The following is a 23326-nucleotide window of genomic DNA, read 5'->3' as shown; positions in this document are numbered from 1 at the left end:
GATCATCACCGACAGACAGACCCGAGGCACGGGACGCCGTGCCGTTCGCCAAGCATGGAGCACCTGTGTCCGAGTATGACAACGTCTGGCTGGTGATCCCGGCCTACAACGAAGGCCAGGTGATCGCCGAGGTCGTGGAGGGGGCTCGCAAGACCTTCCCGAACATCGTGGTGATCGACGACGGCTGCACCGACGACACCGCCAAGCACGTCATGACGACCGGCGCGCACCTGGTGCGCCACCCGGTCAACCTGGGGCAGGGCGCCGCGCTGCAGACCGGCCTGAAGTACGCCCTGGCCCAGGACGGCGCCGAGTACTTCGCGACCTTCGACGCGGACGGCCAGCACCAGACCGCCGACGTCGAGAAGATGGTGGCGCTGCTGCGCGAGGGCGAGGCCGACATCGTGCTCGGCTCCCGCTTCATCGAGCAGACCGGCCAGGTGCCGTGGATCAAGCGGGTGGTGCTCCGCACCGCCGCGGCGGTCAGCCCGACGGCCCGCAAGCTGAAGCTCACCGACGCGCACAACGGTCTGCGCGTGATGAACCGCGAAGCGGCCAGCCGCATCAAGATCACCATGAACGGCATGGCGCACGCTTCGGAGATCGTCTCCTTCCTCGCCGGCTCGGACCTGCGGGTCGCCGAGCTGCCGGTGGACATCCTCTACACCGACTACTCGCGCGCCAAGGGCCAGTCCCTGATCAACGGCGTGAACATCCTCTTCGACATCTCGCTGCGGGAGCGTAACCGCCGATGAATCACCTCTGGATCCAGCTGATCCTGGTCGTGGCCGCGGTGGCCATGGCCCTCCTGTTCGTCCGGCGCTGGGACGCCGCGAACACCCGGGCGTGGAAGCGGATCGCCTTCTCGCTGTTCGTGGTCGTCAACGTCGTCGCCATCCTGTGGCCGGCCGGCGTGACCAAGCTGGCCACCGCCCTCGGCGTCGGCCGCGGCACCGACCTGGTGCTCTACCTGATGGTGATCGCGATGGGCTTCCTCACCCTCAACACCTACCTGCGCTTCCGCTCGCTGGAGAAGAAGCTCACGGACCTGGCCCGCACCGTGGCCATCACCGAGGGCATCCGGCACAACAACGACCGCCTGGACGCCCCGGTCGGCTCCGAGAACTGACCGGGCGGCCCCGCAGGGCGGGGCGCGCATACGAGGAAGGGCCGCACCCATCGGTGCGGCCCTTCCTCGTACGGTCGGACGGTTCAGGCGCGGGCCTCGCGGAACACCAGGGTCCTGGTGCCCCAGAACCGCAGGGCGGTGGCCAGGGCCATGCCGATCACGCTGCTGGAGACCAGGTCCGCGGTGGGGCTGGTCAGGTGGAGCAGGTAGTGCGAGAAGCCGAGGCAGCCGAGCTGGACCAGCGCGCCCACCAGGTTGACCACGAGGAACAGCGCGGTCTCCCGGCCGGTCCCGCCGGTCGGCGCGCCGGCCCGGCGCTCCCGGAACGTCCAGTACTTGTTCCCGACGAACGCGACCGCGGTCGAGGCGCTCAGCGAGACCACCTTGCCGAGGACCGGGCCGAGCGGGTCGCGCAGCAGGACGAACAGGACGACGTCGGTGGCGTAGCCGAGCCCGCCGATGACCCCGAACTTCAGCAGCTCCGGCAGTGCGGAACGGAGCTGTTCACGGCTCGCCATGTCAGACGGTACCCAGGACGGAGAAGCCGTACAGCCCGGCCCAGATGGCGCCGAGCAGCAGCAGCGGACGGTCCTTCAGCACCACGTTCTCCGGGGCCTCGGCGGCGCCGCGGTCGGCGAAGACCGCGTACCGCAGGATGGCGAAGACGAACGGGAGCACGGTGATCTGGCGCAGCGCGGTGTCGGCGTTGCCGGTGTGGTCGGAGGACCAGAGGCAGTAGCTGAGCACGGTGACGGCGGCCGAGGCCTGCCAGACGAAGCGCAGGTAGCTGTCGCTGTACTCGGCGAGGACCTTGCGCGAGCTGCCGACCTTGTCGCCCATGTTGACCAGCTCGGAGTAGCGCTTGGCCGCGACCATGAAGAGCGCGGCGAACCCGGTGGTGATCAGGAACCACTGGGAGAGCTGGATCCCGGCGGCGAGGCCGCCGATCATGGCGCGGATCAGGAAGCCGGAGGTGACGAAGGCGAGGTCGACCACCAGGATGTGCTTGAGCCCGGTGCAGTACAGGAACTGCATCACCAGGTAGCAGCCGAGCGCGATGGCGGTCGGGGTGTTGCAGAGCAGCAGGGCGCCGGTGATGGCGCCGCCGGCGAGGAGCGCGGCGCACAGGTAGGCGACCGGCAGCGGCACGATGCCGGCGGCGATCGGGCGGTTGCGCTTGGTCGGGTGGGCGCGGTCCGCCTCGACGTCCATGGCGTCGTTGAGGAAGTAGATCGCCGACGCCGCCGCGCAGAAGAGCACGAAGACGATGCCGACCTGGCGCAGCACGTGGCTGTGGGTGAGCATGCCCGCCGCGCCGGGAGCGGCGAGGACGAGCACGTTCTTGACCCACTGGCGGGGCCGGGCGTTGCGGATCAGGCCGCCGGGGAGCGCCTTGAGCCGGAACGGGCGGACGGCGGGCGCGGTGTCGGCCTCGACCGCGGCGCGGAACTCCTGCGCGGCGGTTATGTCCGGAGCGGCCTCGATCGGGGAATCCAGGGTCGCCTCAGACATCGGCCTGGCGTCCCTTGGTGATCCAGGACCGGCCGGCCGCGGCGACGGCGGCGCCGAGCGCGGCGCCCCCGACCACGTCGGACATGTAGTGGACACCGACGACCAGGCGGGAGAAGCACACCGCGCCGGCGACCGGGGCGATGGTCGCCGCGGGCAGCAGCGGCGCGAAGGCGACCACCGCGGCGGCGGAGGAGGTGGCGTGCGAGCTCGGGAAGCTGTGCTTCCCGGCGGTCTTCACGAGCGGCTCCATGCCCGGGCCGTTCGGCCGGGGGCGGCGCACGACGCGCTTGACGGCCATGCTGGCGGCGTGCGCGCCGGCCACGGCGGCGGTGGCCCGCAGCCAGCTGCCGCGGCGCTCGCTGTCGACGATCGCACCGGCGACACCGAGCGCGAGCCAGCCTGCGGCGTGCTCGCCGGTCCAGGACAGGGCCTTGCTGACGTCAACCGAACGCTTGTCGCCGAACCGCTCACGGACCGATCGGTGGACTTGGTTGTCCACCCGTTGCAACGCCCGGAGAATCTGGGCCATTCTGGTTGTCCTCTGACGAAGAAGCGGGAAAGCGCGCCTCCTGGTGCGGGGGACTCGGGCGTCACCTCGGTACCGCAGAAACCTCGGCACCACTGACCCCTGGCAGCCCTGGGAGCCCCCCGGCGACACGCGTGCACGGCAAGGATACAGACCGGCTCGAACGCCCTTCGAGCACCCCCCACACCCCTCTTATGCCGCTCCTACGCACGGGACGAGCGGTGACTATTCGGACAATTTACCTCCGGTTGGGTAATCGATTAGGCGTTTGGATGCCTCTGGTACCGTCGCCCAGGTCACTGTCAAGCGCCGCATGAGGCCGCATTGTGGATGGGTTGAGGATCTCTCGTGGGCGTACTGGGGCTGTTGACAGCTCTCTTGGCGACGGCCGTCGGAACGGCGCATGTGATCGGAGCGATAGGTCCGTGGCGCGCCGCTGAGGCCGTCTCGGGCTGGATCATGGCGGCGGTGGCCCAGTTGATCGGGCTGGCCCTGCTGATCGGCGTTCCGGTGCACGGCCTCAAGCCGGTTCCGATGCTCGCCGCGGCCGTCCTGGTCGGTGCGGCCGAGGTGGTCGTGGTGCGCACCCGGCCCGCGCTGCTGATCCGCCACCGCGAGACGGTCTCCGGCGTCCTGCGCGCGGTCCGCCGCTGCGGGTCGATCTGGCGCAACCCGGCCGTGGTCGTCCTGGCGCTGCTGGTGCTGACGGTGTACGGCTGGCGGATCGCGCTCGGCTCGTTCGTGCTGCCCAGCGAGTGGGACGGCATGTGGTACCACCTGGTCGGCCCGGCGCAGTGGATCCAGGAGGGCCGGATAGGCCACACCCCGGCCGCGTTCTGGTCGGACGTCTACCCGCAGGGCCAGGAGGTCCTCGGGGCCTGGGCCGGCGTCTTCACCCACACCCTGCGCTGGTCCTGGGCCGCGGGCCTGCCCTTCTTCCTGCTCGGCTTCACCGCCGCGGTCGGACTGGCGGTGCGGTTCGGCGCCCGCCGGGACCACGCGCTGCTGGCCGGCCTCGGCTTCCTGACCATCCCCGCCGTCATCGCCCAGTCCTCGACCTCCTACGTCGACGTGGGCGCGGCGACCACCGCGGCGGCCGCGTTCCAGTTCGTGCTGGCCCTGCCGAGCGGCCGGGGCGCCGTCGAGGGGCGGCTCAACCACCTGTGGCTGGCCGGCCTCGCGCTGGCGCTCGGCACCAGCGTCAAGGCCTCCAACCTGCTGACCATGGCCTGCGTCGTCGCGGTGGGCATCGGCCAGGTCGTGGTGACCTTCCTCGCGGACCGCCGCGCGGCCGCCGCCGACTCCGGCTCCGCCGTGACCCTGCGGTACGGGGTGGGCCGGCTGGTGGTCCTCGGCACGGCCATGGTGCTGCCCTCGGTGCTGCTGTCCTCGTACTGGTACATCCGGACCTGGATCAAGTACGACAACCCCTTCTACCCGTTCACGATGTTCGGGTTCACCGGCAAGGGGACCGTCCAGGACCTGATCATGGTCAACAACACCCCGGGCGTGATCAAGTCCGCCGGCGGCGTTCCGGCGCAGCTCTGGGAGTCCTGGACCACCCCGGTCGCCAACCCCTTCTCCTACGACCAGCGGCTGGGCGGCCTGGGCACCGGCTGGCTCTGGGTGCTGCTGCCCGGCGTGCTGCTGGGCCTGGTCGTCTTCGTGGTGCGCCGCCAGTGGGCGCCGCTGCTGGGCCTGCTGCTGCCGATGCTGGTGATGGCCGCCGCCAGCCCCGGCCCGTGGTGGGCGCGCTACACCGTCTACCTGCCGATCCTCGGCGGCGTCTTCCTCGCGGTGTTCCTGACCTGGGTCACCGGGACGAGCGAGCGGCCGGCCGGAGCGGCCGGGTACGCCCGCTGGGCGGTCGCGGTGGCCGTCGGGTTCGCCCTGGTGGGGACCACCGGCAACTCGATGTGGCGGACCAGCGAGCCCACCTTCGTGCAGGCCTCGGACTGGCACCACTACACGGTGGACGAGGCCGTCGACCTGATGCGCAACACCCGCACCCAGCAGGACACGGTCTGGCCGTGGTTCACCTTCCCCAGCGCGCGCAAGCTGCCCAAGGGCTCGGTCATCGCGCTCTCGGACACCGGGCCGGACATCCGGCTGCCGCTGATGGGCATGAAGATGGAGCGCAAGCTCGTCCAGGTCCAGGGCGACAACGACCTCACGACCTTCGAGGCCTCCCTGCACCGCGCGGGCGCGCAGTACCTCGCGCTCGACCCGTCCGGCTGGCGGGACAAGCAGCTGGTCGACCGGGTGGAGACCGCCCCGACCCGGTTCCGGCTGGTCAGCGGGAACGACCCGGTCAGGATCTACGCCCTCGACGGCCACTGATCCGACCCGTACGCCACGAAGCCCTTCCCGCGTCCATCCGCGGGAAGGGCTTCGTCGTACCGGGGTGCCGGGCCGCGGTCAGCCGCGGACCAGGGCGGCCATCGCGGCGGTGAGCCGACCGGAGGAGGAGTCGCGGCCGCCGGCCTTCGGGTACGGGTTGTAGTCCGAGCAGGGCGACTTCAGCGGCTGCCCCTGCTGGAGCTGTAGCTGCCGCGCCTGCTCGGCGGCCTTCTGCTCCAGGAAGACCGCGACCTCCTCCGGCGGTGCCGACGCCCGGCAGGCCTCCGCCGTCGTGTACGGCGAGCAGCTGCCCGACGGCGAGCGCAGGGTCTGCGCCGTCCAGGCGAAGTTGCCGTAGCCGGACCGCAGCTTCGGGTCCTGCGGCATGTAGGCGCTGGCGGTGGAGGAGGCGGCCATGCCGAACAGCAGCCCGAGGGCGCAGAACGCGCCCACCACGGCGCCGCGCGGCGTGCGGCCGACGGCCATCGGGCCGGGCGCGCGCTCGGTCTTGAGCCGCCGGCCGCGGTAGCGCTCCGCGCCGAGGAAGAGTGCGAGGCCGGTGAGCACGACGAAGCAGTACAGCAGCTGGGCGTTGGTGCGCGGGTAGAGCATGATCGCCTGGTTCTGGAACATGTGCGACGCGTACCAGTAGCGCATCAGGAAGGCGCTCGCCGCCGCCGCGGCCACCGCCAGCACGACGGAGTTGCGCGGTCCGAGCGCGAGCGCCGCGCCGGCCCCGGCGAGCAGCAGCAGCACGAACAGGCCGACACCGCCGATCTCGCCCGGCAGCGGCCAGCTGCTGTACGCCAGCGCCCCGGGCACGTCGCTGCCCGACATCGCGAAGTAGGTGGGCTCGGTGTAGACGTCGAAGTAGCAGTACCGGTCGACGGCCGCACCGGCCGCGGTGAGCAGCCGGTACAGGTAGGCGCCGGAGACCAGCAGGAACGTTCCGGCGGTGGTACCCAGCAGCAGCCCGGCGACGCCCAGGGCGCGGAAGCCGTGCACCCGCTGCAGCCGGACCAGGAGGACCAGGCCGAGCACGACCAGCCCCGCGGCGGACCAGACGAACCAGCCGGAGTAGAGCAGGAACAGCACCCCGAGGGTGCCGCCGACGGCCGCGCCGAGCAGTACGGCCTCGCGCCGGCGCAGCAGTTGGGCGCGCTGGATCAGCTGGATCAGCTTGGCCAGCACGGGGAGCAGGCCGACCAGGACCATCGAGGTGTACGGCTTGTACGGGTCCATCAGCGGGAGCGCGGCGGTGACGCCGATCCCGAGCGCCCACAGCGGGGGCAGCAGCAGCCGCCACGCGAGGTAGGCGGTGGGGCCGAGCAGCGCGGTGAACACCAGGTCGAGCAGCTTGAGCGCGTGGCCCGGGTCGCCGTCGGTGACGAAGCGCGTGGTCAGGCTCAGCAGGTGGGGGAAGAGCGGGGGATAGGTCTGGTCCACCGAGCCGCCGTGGAGCAGTTGGTAGGCCCAGTTCTGCAGGGTCACCGAGTCGCCGTCCTGGCCGTTCAGCGGCCAGCTGGTGCCCTTCAGCGCGACCGAGATGCCCGCCGCGGTTATTCCGGTGGCCAGTCCGGAGATTGCGGCCGCGCCGAGTTGCACCGGGAGCAGATTCCAGCGGCGCATTGTCGGAATGACCACGGCGAGCGTCGCCCCGAGCATCAGCAGCAGAAAGAGCTGGAGCGAGGCGAGCCCGCTCACCTGGCCCATCCGCAGCATGGGGTTCACGTTCACGTAGCGCGCGAGCCACGTCGCGAACAGGGCCGTTATCACACCCGTCGCGCCCTCGGCGATCAGCCACCACCGCGATTCCGGGCGGCCGGCGGACGGCCGCGGGGAGGTGGTGGAATCAGCTGGAGTGGTGCGCGGCCGGCTCGTCTCTTCGAGCTCGTCGAGTGCGCTGATGGTCATTCGGGAGCCCTTCGAAACCCGGTGGGGGCGCGGTGCCCCGAAGGGGACTTTAACAGGAGCGGTAAATCGCCTCCGAATGTGTACGGAATGCCGGGAATCCGCTGACAAAGTGGACACCTGCCGCGTCGATCGACGATTCCGGATGAAGCGGGGAAATCCACGATTCCGACGGGGGTGGTGAACCGGGGGGTCCACCGGACCGCTCCGCCAGGGGGTGGTGCGGTGCTCGGGAACGGCACCGCGGGGTGATCACCGGCCGGAAGCTGGTTGACTGGACCCGCCCGACGGCCGCGGCCGGGCGGCACCGAAGTGTGATCCAGGACCAGGAGGTGCGGCGCCGTCATGAGCGTCGATTTCGTCATCCCGTACTACGGCGACCCGGAGTACCTGTTCGCCACCATCGACAGCATCCGGGCCCAGCACCAGCAGGACTGGCGGCTGACCGTGGTGGACGACCAGTACCCGGGCAACCGGGCGCTGGAGTACATCGAGGGCCTGAACGACGACCGGATCCGCTACGTCCGCAACGAGGAGCGGCTGGGCCCCAACGGCAACACCTACAAGGCGTCGACCCTGGCCGAGCGCGAGTTCGTCTCGATGATGGGCGCCGACGACCTGCTGGAGCCCGACTACCTGGACGTCGTCCTGGAGCGGATGAAGGCCGACCCGCACGCGATCGCGGTCCAGCCGGGCGTGAAGGTGATGGACAGCGACGGGAACCTGGTGCCGTCGCTCGGCATCGGCGACAAGGTCAAGCGCCGGATCGCCGCCCCGGCCCGCAAGGCCGGTCTGATCAGCGGTGAGGACGCGGTGAAGAGCCTGCTGTCCGGGAACTGGCTGTACACCCCGTCGCTCCTCTACCGGCAGTCCGCGCTGTCGAAGATCCCGTACCGTCCGGACATCGACGCCGTGCACGACCTGGCGTTCATGGTCGACATGCTCATGGAGGGCGGGAACCTGCTGGTCGACGAGCGCGAGGTGTTCCGCTACCGCCGTCACCAGGCCAGCGACTCCTCGAACCGGGTCAAGGACGGCAAGCGCTTCGACGAGGAGCTGAAGTACTACGCGCTGATCGCCAAGGAGCTGCGCGCCAAGGGCTGGAACGCCGCGGCCCGCTCGGCCGACCTGCACCTGTCGTCCCGGCTGCACGCGCTGATGGTGGCCGCCGGGCGCCTCGGCGCGGGTGACTTCGCCCACGCCGGTGCCATGGTCGGTCGCGCCGTCCGCAGCAGCTGATCCGCCGCGGGCGGCGGGCCGGGGCTGAACGCCCGCCCGTCGCCCCCGCGTTGTCCAGGACGGCGGGCGACGTGCGGGTGGTCGCGGAGCGATGGGCGGGCGGACGTGGAGAGGCGGTTGCCCAGGGCGTTCGGACGTGCACGATTCACCGAATGATCACGGTGGCTGCACATCGGGCCGCATGGCAGACTTCCCGTGCGATCCGACGACTGGGGGTGCGTGTGGGCGACTCGCGGGCACCTGTGAGAAAGACATGACAAGTGCTGGTTCCAACAACGAGGGAAGTGTCCCGGTGCAGCCGCTGATCGATTCTGCCCATGCGACCGACGGGCAGATGTTGAAGGAGGGCGGTGACGGGAACGAGACCGGGGCCGCCGAGAAGCAGGCCCCTCCGGCCGCGCTTCTCCGACTGAGGGCTCTGGCCGCCCACCGCTGGTTCTGGCCGACGGCCGTCCTGCTCGGCTACCTCGCGCAGCTGGCCTTCCGGTTGTCGCTGTCGATCCACAACTACTACCCCTCGGTGCACGCGGACGAGGACGGCTACCTCGCGATCGCGCGGGTGCTGGCCGGCCGGCCCGCCAGCGAGATGCCCACCGGTGTGATCATCCCCGGCGGCTACCCGCTGCTGATCTCACCGGCGTTGCGGATCGCCGACAACCCCGCGACCGCGTACCACCTGATCATGGGCATCAACGCGGTGCTCAACGCGCTGGTCTTCCCGCTGGCCTTCGTGGCGGCGCGCCGCCTGGGCCTGGGCCGGCCGCACGCCTTCCTGGCGGGGACCGCGGTCGCGCTGTTCCCGCCGGTGATCTTCTACTCCCAGTTCGTCATGACGGACGCCGTCCTCCCGGTGCTCCTGCTGGTCTGGCTGATCGGGATGCACGGCTGGCTCTCGCCCGGATCGCTGCGCCGGCGCTCGCTGCACGCGGTGGCGATGAGCCTGGCGGCCGGCTACTCGATGGCCACCCACGACCGCGGCGGCGTGGTCGTGGCGCTGACCGCGCTGGTCCTGCTCGTGGTGCTGGCCTTCGGCTGGGCCCCGCGGCTCTCCTCGGCGGTCGGGATCGGCGCGCTCGGGGTGGCCTTCCTCGGCGTCAAGCTGCTGGCCTCCTACGTCACCGGCCAGTTCAAGGACGTGCCGGGGGCCGGGGTCGGCAACAAGGTCTTCGACAACCTGGAGACCCGCAAGTTCCTCGGCACGATCATCGTCCGGACCTTCGGCGAGCTCTGGTACTTCATGATCTCCACCTACGGCCTCGGGGCGATCGCCTTCGTGCTGTGCGTGGTGGCCGTGTTCCAGCGCCGGTTCCCGGTGGCCGAGCGGGTGGTGGCCTTCTGCATGGTCGCCATGCTGTGCGGCACCGCGCTGGCCTCCGCCGCCGGCCTCGCGGACGACAACCGCGTCGACAACTGGGTGTACGCCCGCTACTGCGCCGTGCTGGTGCCGGTGTTCGTGGTGGTCGGCCTGGCCGTGCTGTTCCGGGCGGGGACGCGTTCGGTGCTGCGGCTGGCCGGGGTCGGCGCGGTGGTCCTCGTGGTCGCCGGGCTGTCGGTCACCGAGTACGCGGGCTCCAAGCTCAACGTCTGGATCATCCCGTGGGCCGTGCCGGACGCCCAGTTCCTCGCCTCGACCTGGGACGGCCTGCACATGGGCCGCACGACGATCGGCGCGCTCGCCGTGCTGGCCGCCTGCCTGCTGCTGCGGGTGGCCGGCGGGCGCCGGGTGGTCGCGGCCGTCGTGGGCTGCCTGACGATCTTCGCCGCCTTCGCCACGGTCGCCGTCACCGACAACGTCGCCGAGCCGCACTCCAAGACCCGCAAGTACGAGTCCGTCGGCCTGGCCAAGGAGGCCGGCATCGGCAAGGACGACAGCGTGATCCTGGACTGGGACCTCCCCTGGGGCACCCGGATGTCGCTGGCCTTCGAGGTCTACCAGGGCCGGGTCTGGACCAGCAACGTCAAGCACGGCAACACCCCGCCGGAGCAGGCCACCGCCATGCTGCTGACCTACCCCAAGCCCAAGGAGGACGTCGCCAAGGACGCCAAGGGCAAGGAAGTCGAGCCGAAGCCGGAGTCCAGCTGGGAGAAGCCGCTCCCGGGCTGGCACGTCGCGAAGTACAGCGCTGAGCGCGGCTGGGTGCTCTGGCGCAAGGGCTGAGCAGCCGTTCCACCCCATCGGGGCCGGTGAGGTACGCCTCACCGGCCCCGATTGGCATCCGGGCTGCTCCATGTGGCAGTATGTCCAAGTTGCTCGGTTGAGTGCCGATGCTGCGCGCCTCCCGCCGGGAGGACCGGAAGCGAGTCCCATGTACTCGTCGTTCCCGTGATGGCCGTCAAGCGTGACTTCTACGCCACGGCAGCTGCGGGGCGAAAGTACGGGAATCTTCCGGGAAGCGTGTGCGGGGCCTCGACCCGGCTCTCCTCACCCCGAAAGTTCGAAACCGACGAAGTACTTCGCCGGTTTTTTGCAAGCGCGAGTGCGACACGCCCGAGCGCGGGGGTCGGCGGAGAAGTCGTGCAGTGACTAAGGACAAAGGACTACTGAGTAGCCATGGCGGGACAGAAGATCCGCATCCGGCTCAAGGCCTACGACCACGAGGTCATCGACTCCTCGGCGAAGAAGATCGTCGAGACGGTGATCCGTACTGGTGCGCAGGTCGCAGGCCCGGTGCCGCTGCCCACTGAGAAGAACGTGTACTGCGTCATCCGCTCGCCGCACAAGTACAAGGACTCGCGCGAGCACTTCGAGATGCGCACTCACAAGCGTCTGATCGACATCCTCGACCCCACGCCGAAGACGGTTGACTCGCTCATGCGTCTCGACCTGCCGGCTGGCGTCGACATCGAGATCAAGCTCTGAGAGGCGCACCGAAGATGGCTAAGCAGATTAAGGGCATCCTGGGCGAGAAGCTCGGCATGACCCAGGTCTGGGACGAGAACAACCGGGTCGTCCCGGTGACCGTCGTCAAGGCTGGGCCCAATGTCGTGACCCAGGTCCACACCGCCGACAGCCCGGCCGGCTACGACGCCGTCCAGATCGGCTTCGGCGAGATCGACCCCCGCAAGGTGAACAAGCCCCTCGCGGGCCACTTCGCCAAGGCCGGTGTCACCCCCCGTCGCCACCTGGTCGAGCTCCGTACCTCGGACGCGTCCGAGTACACCCTGGGCCAGGAGATCACCGCCGAGCTGTTCGAGGCGGGTGTCAAGGTCGACGTGACCGGCACCTCCAAGGGCAAGGGCTTCGCCGGTGTCATGAAGCGCCACAACTTCCGGGGCCTCGGCGCCGGTCACGGTGTGCAGCGCAAGCACCGTTCGCCCGGCTCGATCGGTGGCTGCGCCACCCCGGGTCGCGTGTTCAAGGGCGTGAGGATGGCCGGCCGGATGGGCCACGAGCGTGTGACCACCCAGAACCTGACCATCCATGCCGTTGACGCGGAGAAGGGGCTGCTCCTGATCAAGGGCGCAATCCCGGGCCCGAACGGCGGCCTCATCCTCGTCCGCACCGCGGCGAAGGGGCTGTGAGGATATGAGCACCATTGACATCCTGTCGCCCTCGGGCGACAAGACCGGCAGCCTCGAGCTGCCGGCCGAGATCTTCGACGCGAAGGTCAGCGTTCCGCTGATGCACCAGGTCGTCGTGGCGCAGCTTGCTGCGGCCCGTCAGGGCACCCACAAGACCAAGACCCGCGCCGAGGTCCGCGGTGGCGGCAAGAAGCCGTACCGCCAGAAGGGCACCGGCCGCGCCCGTCAGGGCTCGACCCGTGCGCCGCAGTTCGCCGGCGGTGGCGTTGTGCACGGTCCCGTGCCGCGCGACTACTCGCAGCGGACCCCGAAGAAGATGATCGCCGCCGCCCTGCGCGGTGCGCTCACCGACCGGGCCCGCCACAACCGCATCCACGTCGTCACCGACGTGACCGCGACCGAGGCGCCGTCGACCAAGGCCGCCAAGGGTCTGTTCGGCAAGATCACCGAGCGCAAGAACATCCTCCTCGTCGTCGAGCGTGCCGACGAGCTGGGTCTCAAGAGCGCCCGCAACCTGCCGAACGTGCACATCCTGGACGCCGGTCAGCTGAACACCTACGACGTGCTCGTCTCCGACGATGTGGTCTTCACCCAGGCCGCCTTCGAGCGTTTCGTGGCCGGTCCGGCCGCGTCCGCCAAGGCCGTGGCTGCTGAGGGCGAGCTCGAAGGGAGCGCCGCCTGATGGCTGCAGAGATCACGAGCAAGACGTTCACGGACCCCCGTGACGTCCTGGTGAAGCCGGTCATCTCGGAGAAGAGCTACTCGCTCCTCGACGAGAACAAGTACACGTTCGTCGTGTCGCCCGGTGCCAACAAGACCCAGATCAAGCAGGCCGTCGAGGCGGTCTTCTCGGTCAAGGTCGAGTCCGTCAACACGCTCAACCGTCAGGGCAAGCGCAAGCGCTCCAAGACGGGCTTTGGCAAGCGCAAGGACACCAAGCGCGCCATCGTGACGCTGGCTGAGGGCAACCGCATCGACATCTTCGGTGGTCCGGTCTCCTAACGGGGATCGTGATCGTCGATAAGGACGAGGACGAGAGAGCCAAATGGGCATCCGCAAGTACAAGCCGACTACGCCGGGCCGTCGTGGCTCCAGCGTGGCCGACTTCGTAGAGATCACGCGGTCCACCCCGGAGAAGTCGCTGGTTCGCCCCCTGCACAGCAAGGGCGGCCGTAACAACGCCGGTCGGATCACCGTTCGCCACCAGGGTGGCGGTCACAAGCGCGCCTACCGCGTGATCGACTTCCGTCGTCACGACAAGGACGGCGTGCCGGCGAAGGTCGCGCACATCGAGTACGACCCGAACCGCACCGCGCGCATCGCGCTCCTGCACTACCTGGACGGCGAGAAGCGCTACATCATCGCGCCGCGTGGCATCACGCAGGGTGACCGGATTGAGAACGGCCCTGGCGCCGACATCAAGCCGGGCAACAACCTGCCGCTGCGCAACATCCCGGTCGGTACCACCATCCACGCGGTGGAGCTGCGTCCCGGCGGCGGTGCCAAGCTGGCCCGCTCCGCCGGCTCCGGCATCCAGCTGCTGGCGCGTGAGGGCAAGATGGCGCACCTGCGCATGCCCTCCGGTGAGATCCGCCTGGTGGACGCGCGCTGCCGCGCGACCGTCGGCGAGGTCGGCAACGCCGAGCAGTCGAACATCAACTGGGGCAAGGCCGGCCGTATGCGCTGGAAGGGCGTCCGCCCGACCGTGCGTGGTGTCGCCATGAACCCGATCGACCACCCGCACGGTGGTGGTGAGGGTAAGACCTCTGGTGGCCGCCACCCGGTCTCGCCGTGGGGCCAGAAGGAGGGTCGCACCCGTCGCCCGAAGAAGGCGTCGGACGCTCTCATCGTGCGCCGCCGCAAGACCAACAAGAAGCGCTAGGAGCAGGTCAGATGCCGCGCAGTCTCAAGAAGGGCCCCTTCATCGACGGCCACCTTCTCAAGAAGGTGGACGCGCAGAACGAGGCGGGTACCCAGAACGTCATCAAGACCTGGTCCCGTCGCTCCGTGATCTTCCCGGCCATGCTCGGCCACACGATCGCGGTGCACGATGGCCGTAAGCACGTCCCGGTGTTCGTCACCGAGTCGATGGTCGGCCACAAGCTCGGCGAGTTCGCGCCGACGCGTACCTTCCGCGGTCACGTCAAGGACGACCGCAAGTCGAAGCGTCGCTAGTCGCCAGCGAGATTACCGACTCAATGACTTACACCAGCAAGGGGACAACCATGGAAGCCAGGGCCCAGGCGCGGTACATCCGCGTCACGCCCATGAAGGCCCGCCGCGTGGTGGACCTCATCCGTGGCCTGCCGGCCACGGAGGCCCAGGCCGTCCTGCGTTTCGCTCCGCAGGCCGCCACCGTGCCGGTCGGCAAGGTGCTCGACAGCGCCATCGCCAACGCCGCGCACAACTACAACCACTCCAACGTGGACGACCTCGTCATCAGCGAGGCGTACGTTGACGAGGGCCCGACCCTGAAGCGGTTCCGTCCGCGTGCGCAGGGTCGTGCCTACCGGATCCGCAAGCGGACCAGCCACATCACCGTGGTCGTCAGCAGCAAGGAAGGGACCCGGTAATGGGCCAGAAGGTTAACCCGCACGGGTTCCGCCTCGGCATCAGCACGGACTTCAAGTCCCGCTGGTACGCCGACAAGCTGTACAAGGACTACGTCAAGGAAGACGTTGCCATTCGTCGCATGATGACGAAGGGCATGGAGCGCGCCGGCATCTCCAAGGTCGAGATCGAGCGCACCCGCGACCGCGTCCGCGTCGACATCCACACCGCCCGTCCCGGCATCGTCATCGGGCGTCGTGGCACCGAGGCCGACCGCATCCGCGGCGACCTCGAGAAGCTGACCGGCAAGCAGGTCCAGCTGAACATCCTCGAGGTCAAGAACCCCGAGCTGGACGCCCAGCTCGTGGCTCAGGGCGTCGCGGAGCAGCTGTCCTCCCGCGTCTCCTTCCGTCGTGCCATGCGCAAGTCGATGCAGGGCACCATGAAGTCCGGCGCCAAGGGCATCAAGGTCCAGTGCTCCGGTCGTCTCGGCGGCGCCGAGATGAGCCGTTCGGAGTTCTACCGCGAGGGCCGTGTGCCGCTGCACACCCTGCGCGCGAACGTCGACTACGGCTTCTTCGAGGCCAAGACGACCTTCGGCCGCATCGGTGTGAAGGTCTGGATCTACAAGGGCGACGTCAAGAACATCGCCGAGGTCCGCGCTGAGAACGCCGCTGCCCGCTCGGGCAACCGCCCGGCCCGTCCCGAGGGTGGTCGTCCCGCCCGCGGTGGCGAGCGCCGTGGTGGCGAGCGCGGTGGCCGTGGCCGTCGCCCCGCCGCTGCCGAGGCCCCCGCGGCCGCGGCCGTCGAGGCTCCGGCTGCCGAGAACACCGGAACGGAGGCCTGACCCCAATGCTGATCCCCCGTAGGGTCAAGCACCGCAAGCAGCACCACCCGAAGCGCCGCGGCGCTGCGAAGGGTGGCACCGAGCTCGCGTTCGGCGAGTACGGCATCCAGGCCGTCACCCCGGCCTACGTGACGAACCGGCAGATCGAGTCCGCTCGTATCGCCGTCACCCGTCACATCAAGCGTGGCGGCAAGGTCTGGATCAACATCTACCCGGACCGTCCGCTCACCAAGAAGCCGGCCGAGACCCGCATGGGTTCCGGTAAGGGTTCGCCCGAGTGGTGGATCGCGAACGTGCACCCGGGTCGGGTCATGTTCGAGCTGTCGTACCCCAACGAGAAGGTGGCTCGTGAGGCGCTGACCCGCGCAGCTCACAAGCTCCCGATGAAGTGCCGGATCATCCGGCGCGAGGCAGGTGAGAGCTGATGTCGGCCGGCACCAAGGCTGCTGACCTCCGCGAGCTGGACAACGAGGGTCTCGTTGCCAAGCTCCGTGAGGCCAAGGAGGAGCTGTTCAACCTCCGCTTCCAGGCGGCGACCGGGCAGCTCGACAACCACGGACGGCTCAAGCTCGTCCGCAAGGACATCGCGCGGATCTACACCCTGATGCGCGAGCGCGAGCTGGGCATCGAGACGGTGGAGAACGCCTGATGACTGAGAACACCAACGAGACGCGCGGTTTCCGCAAGACCCGTGAGGGTCTCGTCGTCAGCGACAAGATGGACAAGACCGTCGTCGTCGCCGTCGAGGACCGCGTCAAGCACGCTCTGTACGGCAAGGTCATCCGCCGTACGAACAAGCTGAAGGCGCACGACGAGGCGAACGCCTGCGGCATCGGCGACCGGGTGCTCCTCGCGGAGACCCGCCCGCTGTCCGCGACGAAGCGCTGGCGCGTCGTCGAGATCCTCGAGAAGGCCAAGTAACGAAGTTGATGCGGTACGGCCGTATGTGCACCAGGTCCCTCGCGGGCGCTGGTGTGAGCAGCGGCCGGCCCGTCAGCTCTCGTTGACGATCAGGAGAAAGCTGTGATCCAGCAGGAGTCGCGACTGCGTGTCGCCGACAACACGGGCGCGAAGGAAATCCTTTGCATCCGCGTTCTCGGTGGCTCCGGTCGCCGCTACGCCGGTATCGGGGACGTCATCGTCGCGACCGTCAAGGACGCGATCCCCGGCGGTTCGGTGAAGAAGGGTGACGTCGTCAAGTGCGTCGTCGTCCGTACCGTGAAGTCGCGTCGCCGTCCGGATGGCTCGTACATCCGGTTCGACGAGAACGCCGCGGTCGTTCTGAAGAACACCGATGGTGACCCCCGTGGCACCCGCATCTTCGGCCCGGTGGGCCGCGAGCTGCGTGACAAGAAGTTCATGAAGATCATCTCGCTTGCGCCGGAGGTGCTCTAACTCATGGCGAACAGCATGAAGATCAAGAAGGGTGACCTGGTCCAGGTCATCACCGGCAAGGACAAGGGCAAGCAGGGCAAGGTCATCCAGGCCATGCCGGCTGAGAACAAGGTCCTGGTCGAGGGTGTCAACCGGGTCAAGAAGCACACCAAGCCGGGCCCGGGCACTCAGGGTGGCATTGTCACCGTCGAGGCCCCGGTGCACGTCTCCAACGTCCAGCTGGTCGTGGAGAAGGACGGCAAGAAGGTCGTCACCCGCGTTGGGTACCGCTTCGATGACGAGGGCAACAAGATCCGCGTTGCCAAGCGAACCGGTGAGGACATCTGATGTCTGAGACGTCTGTTGAGAAGGTGACCCCCCGCCTCAAGGAGCGTTACAACTCCGAGATCAAGGGTCAGCTGCAGGAGCAGTTCTCGTACGAGAACGTCATGCTGACGCCCGGCCTGGTCAAGGTCGTCGTCAACATGGGTGTCGGCGAGGCCGCCCGTGACAGCAAGCTGATCGAGGGCGCGATCCGCGACCTGACCGCGATCACCGGTCAGAAGCCGGCCGTGACCAAGGCTCGCAAGTCCATCGCGCAGTTCAAGCTGCGCGAGGGCCAGCCGATCGGCACCCACGTCACCCTTCGTGGTGACCGCATGTGGGAGTTCCTGGACCGTCTGGTTTCGCTGGCCCTGCCGCGAATCCGTGACTTCCGCGGTCTCTCCCCGAAGCAGTTCGACGGCCGTGGCAACTACACCTTCGGTCTGACCGAGCAGGTCATGTTCCACGAGATCGACCAGGACAAGGTCGACCGTCAGCGCGGTATGGACATCACCGTCGTGACCACCGCCCAGACCGACGACGAGGGCCGGGCGCTCCTGCGCGCTCTGGGCTTCCCGTTCAAGGAGGCGTAACACATGGCGAAGAAGTCCCTCATCGCGAAGGCCGAGCGGAAGCCGAAGTTCGGCGTCCGGGCCTACACCCGCTGCCAGCGCTGCGGCCGTCCGCACTCGGTGTACCGCAAGTTCGGCCTGTGCCGTGTCTGCCTCCGTGAGATGGCGCACCGCGGCGAGCTGCCGGGCGTGACCAAGAGCTCCTGGTAGTCCTCTCCCAGTAGAGGGCCCAGAGCTCCGGGCACACCAGCGAAGCAGAGGTGCCCGATCCCACACCGCCTGTTTTTGGGCTGCCGTACGGATTCCCGTAAGGTAGTGGGGTCGGGCCCCCTGCCACGGCTTCCCCATGGATGACCGTGGCCCTTCCAGGGCTCGCACCCAGTCTTACTACGTCGCAGGTCCCCTGCGCTTGTGCCCCCGACGCACTCGTTCCGAGTGCGGTGGGGGGACCTGGCGCGGAGAAACCACGGCGAGAGAGGCCTGAGGCCATCATGACCATGACCGACCCCATCGCAGACATGCTCACGCGTCTGCGTAACGCGAACTCGGCGTACCACGACACCGTGGCGATGCCGGCCAGCAAGATCAAGGCGCACGTCGCCCAGATCCTGCAGCAGGAGGGGTACATCTCCTCCTACAAGGTTGAGGAGCCGGCTGAGGGCGAGGTCGGCAAGAAGCTGACCATCGAGCTCAAGTTCGGTCCCAACCGTGAGCGCTCCATCGCCGGCATCAAGCGCATCAGCAAGCCGGGTCTGCGCGTTTACGCAAAGTCCACCAACCTGCCGAAGGTTCTCGGCGGCCTGGGCGTGGCGATCATCTCCACGTCCTCCGGCCTCCTGACCGACAAGCAGGCCGCCAAGAAGGGCGTAGGCGGAGAAGTTCTCGCCTACGTCTGGTAATTCGGGAAACGGAGGTACAGCAATGTCGCGCATTGGACGGCTGCCCATCCAGGTCCCCGCTGGCGTGGACGTCACCATCGATGGCCAGGCGGTCTCGGTGAAGGGCCCCAAGGGCTCCCTCACCCACGTCGTCGCCGAGCCGATCGAGATCGGCAAGGGCGAGGACGGCACCGTGCTCGTCACCCGCCCGAACGACGAGCGTCGCTCGAAGGCCCTGCACGGCCTGACCCGCACGCTGGTGGCGAACATGATCACCGGCGTGACCGCGGGCTACCGCAAGTCGCTGGAGATCAGCGGTGTCGGCTACCGAGTCACGGCGAAGGGCTCCGACATGGAGTTCGCGCTGGGCTACAGCCACCCGATCCTGATCACCGCGCCGGAGGGCATCTCCTTCGTCGTCGAGTCGCCCACCAAGTTCCACGTGGACGGCATCGACAAGCAGAAGGTCGGCGAGATCGCCGCCAACATCCGCAAGCTGCGCAAGCCCGACCCGTACAAGGCCAAGGGTGTCAAGTACGCGGGCGAGGTCATCCGCCGCAAGGTCGGAAAGAGTGGTAAGTAAGCGATGAGTGTCTCTGTCAAGATCGGCAAGGGCAACGCCTACAAGGCCGCCGCTCGCAAGCGCCGCGCGATCCGCGTTCGCAAGCGCGTCGTCGGCACCGAGGTGCGTCCGCGCCTCGTTGTGACGCGCTCGAACCGTCACATGGTCGCCCAGGTCATCGACGACGCCAAGGGTCACACCCTGGCGTCGGCGTCCACCCTCGACGTGTCCATCAAGGGCGCCGAGGGCGACAAGACCGAGCTGGCCAAGAAGGTCGGGAGCCTGGTCGCCGAGCGCGCCAAGGCCGCCGGCATCGAGTCGGTCGTCTTCGACCGCGCGGGCAACCGGTACGCCGGCCGCATCGCCGCCCTGGCGGACGCGGCTCGCGAGGCCGGGCTCGACTTCTAAGCCGCTCGTCGACTCTGTCGACGGACGTAAACGAGAGAGGTAATTCCAATGGCTGGACCCCAGCGCCGCGAAGGCGGCGCCGGTCGCGGCACGGGTGGCGAGCGGCGCGACCGTAAGCGTGATGGTCAGGGCAACGCCCAGGCCGTCGAGAAGACCGCTTACGTCGAGCGCGTCGTCGCGATCAACCGTGTTGCCAAGGTTGTCAAGGGTGGCCGTCGCTTCAGCTTCACCGCGCTCGTCGTGGTTGGCGATGGCGAGGGCACCGTGGGTGTCGGTTACGGCAAGGCGAAGGAGGTTCCGGCCGCCATCGCGAAGGGTGTCGAGGAGGCCAAGAAGAACTTCTTCAAGGTCCCCCGTATCCAGGGCACCATCCCGCACCCGATCCAGGGTGAGAAGGCCGCCGGCGTCGTGCTGCTGAAGCCCGCCGCCCCCGGTACCGGTGTTATCGCCGGTGGTCCGGTGCGCGCCGTCCTGGAGTGCGCCGGTATCCACGACATCCTGTCGAAGTCGCTGGGCTCGGACAACGCGATCAACATCGTGCACGCCACCGTGGCTGCTCTGAAGGGCCTCGTGCGCCCCGAGGAGATCGCCGCCCGTCGTGGCCTGCCGCTGGAGGACGTGGCCCCGGCCGCCCTGCTGCGCGCTCGTGCTGCTGGGGTGAGCGCCTGATGGCTCGCCTGAAGATCACGCAGACCAAGTCGTACATCGGCAGCAAGCAGAATCACCGTGACACCCTGCGTTCGCTTGGTCTCAAGCGCATGCACGACGTCGTGGTGAAGGAGGACCGTCCCGAGATCCGCGGGATGGCCCACACGGTCCGTCACCTGGTGACGGTTGAGGAGGTGGACTGATCATGGGCGACAACCCGATCAAGATCCACAACCTGCGTCCCGCCCCGGGTGCCAAGACCGACAAGATCCGTGTGGGTCGTGGTGAGGGCTCCAAGGGTAAGACCGCCGGTCGTGGTACCAAGGGCACCAAGGCCCGCTACCAGGTTCCGCAGCGCTTCGAGGGTGGCCAGATGCCGCTCCACATGCGCCTGCCGAAGCTGAAGGGCTTCAAGAACCCGTTCAAGATCACGTTCCAGGTCGTCAACCTCGACAAGCTGGCCGAGCTCTACCCGCAGGGTGGAGAGGTCACGGTCGAGGACCTGGTCGCCAAGGGCGCGGTTCGCAAGAACTCCCTCGTCAAGGTGCTCGGCACCGGCGAGGTCTCGGTTGCGCTGCAGGTGACGGTCGACGCCGTCTCCGGCTCGGCCGCCGAGAAGATCAAGGCCGCCGGCGGTACGGTCACCGAGCTCGTCTGAGCCCGCTGAACCCGCCGATCAACGGCTTCGAGCCCCGCATCTCCTCCGGGAGGTGCGGGGCTCGTGCTTTTACCGCGGCTTTCACTCCCGGGCCGAAATCAGGTGGCTGCGGCCCTCGTTCTTTTGTGTGGCAAAACCGGGCATCCCGTACCCCCGTGAGTGGGGGAGGGACAGTGCGCGCTTCTTTCGAGTGGCCGCGCACTGTTAGAGTCCGTGGAGTTCCCTTGTAGGCTGCGCGTAGGCTCGCCTGTGCCGTCTGTACGGGGGCCCGTACCGCAAACTCCCCATTCAGGACCGACCCTCCCGCCGACGACGCGCGGGAGGCGCAGGAGGCACCGTGCTCAGTGCGTTCGCGCGGGCGTTCCAGACGCCCGACCTGCGCAAGAAGCTGCTGTTCACGCTGGGCATCATGGTGCTGTTCCGGCTGGGCTCGCACATTCCGATTCCGGGCGTGAGCTTCACGGCCGTGAACGAGTGCGTGAAGGAGACCAAGAACAACGGCCTCTTCGGACTCGTCAACCTGTTCAGCGGTGGCGCGCTCCTCCAGCTGACGATCTTCGCGCTCGGCATCATGCCGTACATCACCGCGAGCATCATCCTCCAGCTCCTCACCGTCGTGATCCCGCGACTCGAGGCGCTGAAGAAGGAGGGCCAGGCCGGCACAGCGAAGATCACCCAGTACACCCGCTACCTGACCATCGCGCTCGCCGTGCTCCAGGGCACCGGCATCGTGGCGACGGCCTCCAGCGGCGCGCTGTTCTCGGGCTGCGTGTACGCCAACCAGATCGTGCCGGACACCTCGGTGTTCCGGATCGCGGTCATGGTCCTCACGATGACGGCCGGCACCACGTTCATCATGTGGCTGGGCGAGCTGATCACCGACCGCGGCATCGGCAACGGCATGTCGCTGCTGATCTTCACCTCGATCGCCGCGCAGTTCCCGTCCTCGATGTGGGCCATCAAGCAGTCGGGCACCATCGGCGGCGGCTGGGTCGAGTTCCTCTCCGTGGTCGCGGTCGGCGTCATCGTTGTGATGCTGGTCATCTTCGTCGAGCAGGCCCAGCGCCGGATCCCGGTCCAGTACGCGAAGCGCATGATCGGCCGCCGGGCGTTCGGCGGCACCTCGACCTACATCCCGCTCAAGGTGAACCAGGCCGGTGTCATCCCGGTCATCTTCGCCTCGTCGCTGCTGTACATCCCCGCGCTGGTGGTCCAGCTGACCAACAGCCAGGCGGGTTGGGCGGTGTGGATCAAGCAGAACTTCGTCAAGGGTGACCACCCGATCTACATGGCCACCTACTTCCTGCTGATCGTCTTCTTCGCCTTCTTCTACGTCGCCATCTCCTTCAACCCCGAAGAAGTTGCCGACAATATGAAGAAGTATGGTGGCTTCATCCCGGGCATCCGGGCCGGCCGGCCGACGGCCGAGTACCTGAACTACGTGCTGACCCGGATCACGTGGCCGGGTTCGCTCTACCTGGGCCTGATCGCGTTGATCCCGATGATCGCCCTGGTCGCCTTCGGACAGCAGACCAACTTCCCGTTCGGCGGCACCAGCGTGCTCATCGTCGTCGGCGTCGGACTCGAAACTGTGAAGCAGATCGAGAGCCAGCTCCAGCAGCGCAATTACGAAGGGTTCCTCCGCTGATGCGTATCGTCCTCGTTGGTCCTCCCGGGGCCGGGAAGGGTACTCAGGCGCACTTGCTCGCCAAGACCCTGTCCATCCCCCACATCTCCACCGGAGACCTGTTCCGCGCCAACATCGGCCAGGGCACCCCGCTGGGGCTCGAGGCCAAGGGCTACATGGACGCGGGTCGCCTGGTACCGGATGAGGTCACCATCGGGATGGCCCAGGACCGCATGCTCCAGGCGGACGCCGAGAACGGCTTCCTGCTCGACGGCTTCCCCCGCAACCTGGGCCAGGCCGAGGCGCTCGACGGCTTCCTCGCCGAGCAGGGCATCAAGCTGGACGGCGTCCTGGACCTGGAGGTCCCCGAGGACGAGGTCGTCAAGCGGATCGCGGGCCGTCGCCTGTGCCGCAAGAACGGCAGCCACGTGTTCCACGTCGCGTACAACCCGCCGAAGGCGGAGGGTGTCTGCGACGAGTGCGGCGGCGAGCTGTACCAGCGCTCGGACGACACCGAGGAAGCGGTCCGCACCCGCCTGGAGGTCTACCACACGGAGACCGAGCCGATCATCGACTACTACGCCCAGCAGGGCCTGGTGGCGACGATCTCGGCCCTGGGCAAGGTGGACGAGGTCACCCAGCGCGCGATCGAGGCGCTGAAGCAGAACGGCTGAGTTCCCTCAGCGAGGTACGCGTGAC

The 23326-nt window shown here is 68.3% G+C and carries 32 protein-coding genes; 28 read left to right on the top strand and 4 right to left on the bottom strand.

Annotated features, from left to right (window positions below; all coding sequences use genetic code 11):
* Positions 1-65 precede the first annotated feature (65 nt).
* The gene (locus tag ABTY61_RS05400) at positions 66-755 is read left to right on the top strand and encodes a glycosyltransferase family 2 protein (RefSeq protein WP_350503578.1); all 690 of its coding nucleotides are present in this window, start codon (positions 66-68) and stop codon (positions 753-755) included.
* A complete protein-coding gene (locus tag ABTY61_RS05395; RefSeq protein WP_350503577.1) occupies positions 752-1129 on the top strand; it encodes a DUF2304 domain-containing protein in 378 nt (125 codons plus the stop codon). The genes ABTY61_RS05400 and ABTY61_RS05395 overlap by 4 nt, the downstream gene beginning before the upstream one ends.
* Positions 1130-1212: 83 nt before the next feature.
* On the opposite strand, the gene ABTY61_RS05390 is transcribed toward ABTY61_RS05395, so the two are convergent.
* The 3 genes from ABTY61_RS05390 to ABTY61_RS05380 are packed head-to-tail and all read right to left on the bottom strand — an operon-like array spanning position 1213 to position 3170.
* The gene (locus tag ABTY61_RS05390) at positions 1213-1647 is read right to left on the bottom strand and encodes a GtrA family protein (RefSeq protein WP_350503576.1); all 435 of its coding nucleotides are present in this window, start codon (positions 1645-1647) and stop codon (positions 1213-1215) included.
* Position 1648: 1 nt separating this feature from the next.
* Positions 1649-2641 (bottom strand): decaprenyl-phosphate phosphoribosyltransferase, encoded by a 993-nt coding sequence (locus tag ABTY61_RS05385; protein ID WP_350503575.1) that lies wholly within the window; start codon positions 2639-2641, stop codon positions 1649-1651.
* Entirely contained in the window at positions 2634-3170 is a 537-nt protein-coding gene (locus tag ABTY61_RS05380; protein ID WP_350503574.1) for a phosphatase PAP2 family protein, read from the bottom strand. Before ABTY61_RS05380 ends, ABTY61_RS05385 begins: the two co-directional genes overlap by 8 nt.
* A gap of 465 nt (positions 3171-3635) precedes the next feature.
* On the opposite strand from ABTY61_RS05380, the gene ABTY61_RS05375 reads away from it, so the two are divergent.
* Complete coding sequence (locus ABTY61_RS05375) at positions 3636-5507, top strand: hypothetical protein (protein ID WP_350503573.1); 1872 nt, start codon at positions 3636-3638, stop codon at positions 5505-5507.
* A gap of 78 nt (positions 5508-5585) precedes the next feature.
* Here ABTY61_RS05375 and ABTY61_RS05370 read toward each other — a convergent pair whose 3' ends face one another.
* Positions 5586-7421, bottom strand: a complete 1836-nt coding sequence (locus tag ABTY61_RS05370; protein WP_350503572.1) for a hypothetical protein — start codon at positions 7419-7421, stop codon at positions 5586-5588.
* A 342-nt stretch (positions 7422-7763) separates the two neighbouring features.
* Between ABTY61_RS05370 and ABTY61_RS05365 the strand changes: the two genes are divergently transcribed.
* The 25 genes from ABTY61_RS05365 (at position 7764) to ABTY61_RS05245 (ending at position 23301) form a co-directional block, all read left to right on the top strand.
* Positions 7764-8657 (top strand): glycosyltransferase family 2 protein, encoded by an 894-nt coding sequence (locus ABTY61_RS05365; RefSeq protein ID WP_350503571.1) that lies wholly within the window; start codon positions 7764-7766, stop codon positions 8655-8657.
* Positions 8658-8910: 253 nt separating this feature from the next.
* Positions 8911-10815 (top strand): glycosyltransferase family protein, encoded by a 1905-nt coding sequence (locus ABTY61_RS05360; RefSeq protein WP_350503570.1) that lies wholly within the window; start codon positions 8911-8913, stop codon positions 10813-10815.
* A gap of 393 nt (positions 10816-11208) precedes the next feature.
* Positions 11209-11517, top strand: a complete 309-nt coding sequence (gene rpsJ, locus ABTY61_RS05355; protein WP_012785157.1) for a 30S ribosomal protein S10 — start codon at positions 11209-11211, stop codon at positions 11515-11517.
* Between the two features lie 14 nt (positions 11518-11531).
* Positions 11532-12179, top strand: a complete 648-nt coding sequence (rplC, locus tag ABTY61_RS05350; protein WP_350503569.1) for a 50S ribosomal protein L3 — start codon at positions 11532-11534, stop codon at positions 12177-12179.
* A 4-nt stretch (positions 12180-12183) separates the two neighbouring features.
* The gene (gene rplD / locus ABTY61_RS05345) at positions 12184-12861 is read left to right on the top strand and encodes a 50S ribosomal protein L4 (protein WP_350503568.1); all 678 of its coding nucleotides are present in this window, start codon (positions 12184-12186) and stop codon (positions 12859-12861) included.
* Positions 12861-13181, top strand: a complete 321-nt coding sequence (gene rplW / locus ABTY61_RS05340) for a 50S ribosomal protein L23 (RefSeq protein ID WP_063348967.1) — start codon at positions 12861-12863, stop codon at positions 13179-13181. The genes rplD and rplW overlap by 1 nt, the downstream gene beginning before the upstream one ends.
* 43 nt (positions 13182-13224) lie before the next feature.
* Positions 13225-14061, top strand: a complete 837-nt coding sequence (gene rplB / locus ABTY61_RS05335) for a 50S ribosomal protein L2 (protein WP_350503567.1) — start codon at positions 13225-13227, stop codon at positions 14059-14061.
* Positions 14062-14072: 11 nt separating this feature from the next.
* A complete protein-coding gene (rpsS, locus tag ABTY61_RS05330; RefSeq protein ID WP_030055821.1) occupies positions 14073-14354 on the top strand; it encodes a 30S ribosomal protein S19 in 282 nt (93 codons plus the stop codon).
* 50 nt (positions 14355-14404) lie between these two features.
* Positions 14405-14752 carry a 50S ribosomal protein L22 gene (gene rplV / locus ABTY61_RS05325; protein ID WP_030055822.1) on the top strand — a complete coding sequence of 116 codons (348 nt, stop codon included), beginning with the start codon at positions 14405-14407 and terminating at the stop codon, positions 14750-14752.
* A complete protein-coding gene (gene rpsC / locus ABTY61_RS05320) occupies positions 14752-15576 on the top strand; it encodes a 30S ribosomal protein S3 (RefSeq protein WP_030280775.1) in 825 nt (274 codons plus the stop codon). Before rplV ends, rpsC begins: the two co-directional genes overlap by 1 nt.
* A gap of 5 nt (positions 15577-15581) precedes the next feature.
* The gene (rplP, locus tag ABTY61_RS05315) at positions 15582-16001 is read left to right on the top strand and encodes a 50S ribosomal protein L16 (protein ID WP_030055824.1); all 420 of its coding nucleotides are present in this window, start codon (positions 15582-15584) and stop codon (positions 15999-16001) included.
* Positions 16001-16225, top strand: a complete 225-nt coding sequence (gene rpmC, locus ABTY61_RS05310) for a 50S ribosomal protein L29 (RefSeq protein WP_063348970.1) — start codon at positions 16001-16003, stop codon at positions 16223-16225. The genes rplP and rpmC overlap by 1 nt, the downstream gene beginning before the upstream one ends.
* Positions 16225-16497: a 30S ribosomal protein S17 gene (gene rpsQ, locus ABTY61_RS05305; protein ID WP_030055826.1), complete on the top strand. Its 273-nt coding sequence runs from the start codon at positions 16225-16227 to the stop codon at positions 16495-16497. The genes rpmC and rpsQ overlap by 1 nt, the downstream gene beginning before the upstream one ends.
* A 102-nt stretch (positions 16498-16599) precedes the next feature.
* A complete protein-coding gene (gene rplN / locus ABTY61_RS05300; RefSeq protein ID WP_030393301.1) occupies positions 16600-16971 on the top strand; it encodes a 50S ribosomal protein L14 in 372 nt (123 codons plus the stop codon).
* Positions 16972-16986: 15 nt separating this feature from the next.
* On the top strand, positions 16987-17298 hold the full coding sequence (gene rplX, locus ABTY61_RS05295) for a 50S ribosomal protein L24 (RefSeq protein ID WP_030232484.1): 312 nt from the start codon (positions 16987-16989) through the stop codon (positions 17296-17298).
* The gene (rplE, locus tag ABTY61_RS05290; protein ID WP_030300393.1) at positions 17298-17867 is read left to right on the top strand and encodes a 50S ribosomal protein L5; all 570 of its coding nucleotides are present in this window, start codon (positions 17298-17300) and stop codon (positions 17865-17867) included. Before rplX ends, rplE begins: the two co-directional genes overlap by 1 nt.
* A gap of 3 nt (positions 17868-17870) precedes the next feature.
* Positions 17871-18056, top strand: coding sequence for a type Z 30S ribosomal protein S14 (locus tag ABTY61_RS05285; RefSeq protein WP_030393303.1), 186 nt, complete (start codon positions 17871-17873; stop codon positions 18054-18056).
* Between the two features lie 281 nt (positions 18057-18337).
* A complete protein-coding gene (gene rpsH / locus ABTY61_RS05280) occupies positions 18338-18745 on the top strand; it encodes a 30S ribosomal protein S8 (RefSeq protein WP_350503566.1) in 408 nt (135 codons plus the stop codon).
* 22 nt (positions 18746-18767) lie between these two features.
* Positions 18768-19307, top strand: coding sequence for a 50S ribosomal protein L6 (rplF, locus tag ABTY61_RS05275; protein WP_350503565.1), 540 nt, complete (start codon positions 18768-18770; stop codon positions 19305-19307).
* A 3-nt stretch (positions 19308-19310) separates the two neighbouring features.
* Complete coding sequence (gene rplR / locus ABTY61_RS05270) at positions 19311-19694, top strand: 50S ribosomal protein L18 (RefSeq protein WP_218198393.1); 384 nt, start codon at positions 19311-19313, stop codon at positions 19692-19694.
* A gap of 48 nt (positions 19695-19742) precedes the next feature.
* A complete protein-coding gene (rpsE, locus tag ABTY61_RS05265) occupies positions 19743-20363 on the top strand; it encodes a 30S ribosomal protein S5 (protein WP_350503564.1) in 621 nt (206 codons plus the stop codon).
* Positions 20363-20545: a 50S ribosomal protein L30 gene (gene rpmD / locus ABTY61_RS05260; RefSeq protein ID WP_030055835.1), complete on the top strand. Its 183-nt coding sequence runs from the start codon at positions 20363-20365 to the stop codon at positions 20543-20545. The genes rpsE and rpmD overlap by 1 nt, the downstream gene beginning before the upstream one ends.
* 2 nt (positions 20546-20547) lie before the next feature.
* On the top strand, positions 20548-21000 hold the full coding sequence (gene rplO, locus ABTY61_RS05255; protein WP_030280790.1) for a 50S ribosomal protein L15: 453 nt from the start codon (positions 20548-20550) through the stop codon (positions 20998-21000).
* 337 nt (positions 21001-21337) lie between these two features.
* The gene (secY, locus tag ABTY61_RS05250) at positions 21338-22648 is read left to right on the top strand and encodes a preprotein translocase subunit SecY (protein WP_350503563.1); all 1311 of its coding nucleotides are present in this window, start codon (positions 21338-21340) and stop codon (positions 22646-22648) included.
* Entirely contained in the window at positions 22648-23301 is a 654-nt protein-coding gene (locus ABTY61_RS05245; RefSeq protein ID WP_350503562.1) for an adenylate kinase, read from the top strand. The genes secY and ABTY61_RS05245 overlap by 1 nt, the downstream gene beginning before the upstream one ends.
* Positions 23302-23326 lie beyond the last annotated feature (25 nt).

Source organism: Kitasatospora sp. NPDC096128 (assembly GCF_040303105.1).
Classification (GTDB): domain Bacteria; phylum Actinomycetota; class Actinomycetes; order Streptomycetales; family Streptomycetaceae; genus Kitasatospora.
Note: the sequence above shows the minus strand (reverse complement) of the source record. Positions and strands in the feature narration are given on the sequence as shown.

Excerpts from the sequence above, each read along its gene's own strand:
- ABTY61_RS05395 (WP_350503577.1), top strand. The coding sequence starts at position 752 with ATGAATCACCTCTGGATCCAGCTGATCCTGGTCGTGGCCGCGGTGGCC.
- ABTY61_RS05390 (WP_350503576.1), bottom strand. The coding sequence starts at position 1,647 with ATGGCGAGCCGTGAACAGCTCCGTTCCGCACTGCCGGAGCTGCTGAAG.
- ABTY61_RS05385 (WP_350503575.1), bottom strand. The coding sequence starts at position 2,641 with ATGTCTGAGGCGACCCTGGATTCCCCGATCGAGGCCGCTCCGGACATA.
- ABTY61_RS05380 (WP_350503574.1), bottom strand. The coding sequence starts at position 3,170 with ATGGCCCAGATTCTCCGGGCGTTGCAACGGGTGGACAACCAAGTCCAC.
- ABTY61_RS05370 (WP_350503572.1), bottom strand. The coding sequence starts at position 7,421 with ATGACCATCAGCGCACTCGACGAGCTCGAAGAGACGAGCCGGCCGCGC.
- ABTY61_RS05365 (WP_350503571.1), top strand. The coding sequence starts at position 7,764 with ATGAGCGTCGATTTCGTCATCCCGTACTACGGCGACCCGGAGTACCTG.
- ABTY61_RS05360 (WP_350503570.1), top strand. The coding sequence starts at position 8,911 with ATGACAAGTGCTGGTTCCAACAACGAGGGAAGTGTCCCGGTGCAGCCG.
- rpsJ (WP_012785157.1), top strand. The coding sequence starts at position 11,209 with ATGGCGGGACAGAAGATCCGCATCCGGCTCAAGGCCTACGACCACGAG.
- rplC (WP_350503569.1), top strand. The coding sequence starts at position 11,532 with ATGGCTAAGCAGATTAAGGGCATCCTGGGCGAGAAGCTCGGCATGACC.
- rplD (WP_350503568.1), top strand. The coding sequence starts at position 12,184 with ATGAGCACCATTGACATCCTGTCGCCCTCGGGCGACAAGACCGGCAGC.
- rplW (WP_063348967.1), top strand. The coding sequence starts at position 12,861 with ATGGCTGCAGAGATCACGAGCAAGACGTTCACGGACCCCCGTGACGTC.
- rplB (WP_350503567.1), top strand. The coding sequence starts at position 13,225 with ATGGGCATCCGCAAGTACAAGCCGACTACGCCGGGCCGTCGTGGCTCC.
- rpsS (WP_030055821.1), top strand. The coding sequence starts at position 14,073 with ATGCCGCGCAGTCTCAAGAAGGGCCCCTTCATCGACGGCCACCTTCTC.
- rplV (WP_030055822.1), top strand. The coding sequence starts at position 14,405 with ATGGAAGCCAGGGCCCAGGCGCGGTACATCCGCGTCACGCCCATGAAG.
- rpsC (WP_030280775.1), top strand. The coding sequence starts at position 14,752 with ATGGGCCAGAAGGTTAACCCGCACGGGTTCCGCCTCGGCATCAGCACG.
- rplP (WP_030055824.1), top strand. The coding sequence starts at position 15,582 with ATGCTGATCCCCCGTAGGGTCAAGCACCGCAAGCAGCACCACCCGAAG.
- rpmC (WP_063348970.1), top strand. The coding sequence starts at position 16,001 with ATGTCGGCCGGCACCAAGGCTGCTGACCTCCGCGAGCTGGACAACGAG.
- rpsQ (WP_030055826.1), top strand. The coding sequence starts at position 16,225 with ATGACTGAGAACACCAACGAGACGCGCGGTTTCCGCAAGACCCGTGAG.
- rplX (WP_030232484.1), top strand. The coding sequence starts at position 16,987 with ATGAAGATCAAGAAGGGTGACCTGGTCCAGGTCATCACCGGCAAGGAC.
- rplE (WP_030300393.1), top strand. The coding sequence starts at position 17,298 with ATGTCTGAGACGTCTGTTGAGAAGGTGACCCCCCGCCTCAAGGAGCGT.
- ABTY61_RS05285 (WP_030393303.1), top strand. The coding sequence starts at position 17,871 with ATGGCGAAGAAGTCCCTCATCGCGAAGGCCGAGCGGAAGCCGAAGTTC.
- rpsH (WP_350503566.1), top strand. The coding sequence starts at position 18,338 with ATGACCATGACCGACCCCATCGCAGACATGCTCACGCGTCTGCGTAAC.
- rplF (WP_350503565.1), top strand. The coding sequence starts at position 18,768 with ATGTCGCGCATTGGACGGCTGCCCATCCAGGTCCCCGCTGGCGTGGAC.
- rplR (WP_218198393.1), top strand. The coding sequence starts at position 19,311 with ATGAGTGTCTCTGTCAAGATCGGCAAGGGCAACGCCTACAAGGCCGCC.
- rpsE (WP_350503564.1), top strand. The coding sequence starts at position 19,743 with ATGGCTGGACCCCAGCGCCGCGAAGGCGGCGCCGGTCGCGGCACGGGT.
- rpmD (WP_030055835.1), top strand. The coding sequence starts at position 20,363 with ATGGCTCGCCTGAAGATCACGCAGACCAAGTCGTACATCGGCAGCAAG.
- rplO (WP_030280790.1), top strand. The coding sequence starts at position 20,548 with ATGGGCGACAACCCGATCAAGATCCACAACCTGCGTCCCGCCCCGGGT.
- ABTY61_RS05245 (WP_350503562.1), top strand. The coding sequence starts at position 22,648 with ATGCGTATCGTCCTCGTTGGTCCTCCCGGGGCCGGGAAGGGTACTCAG.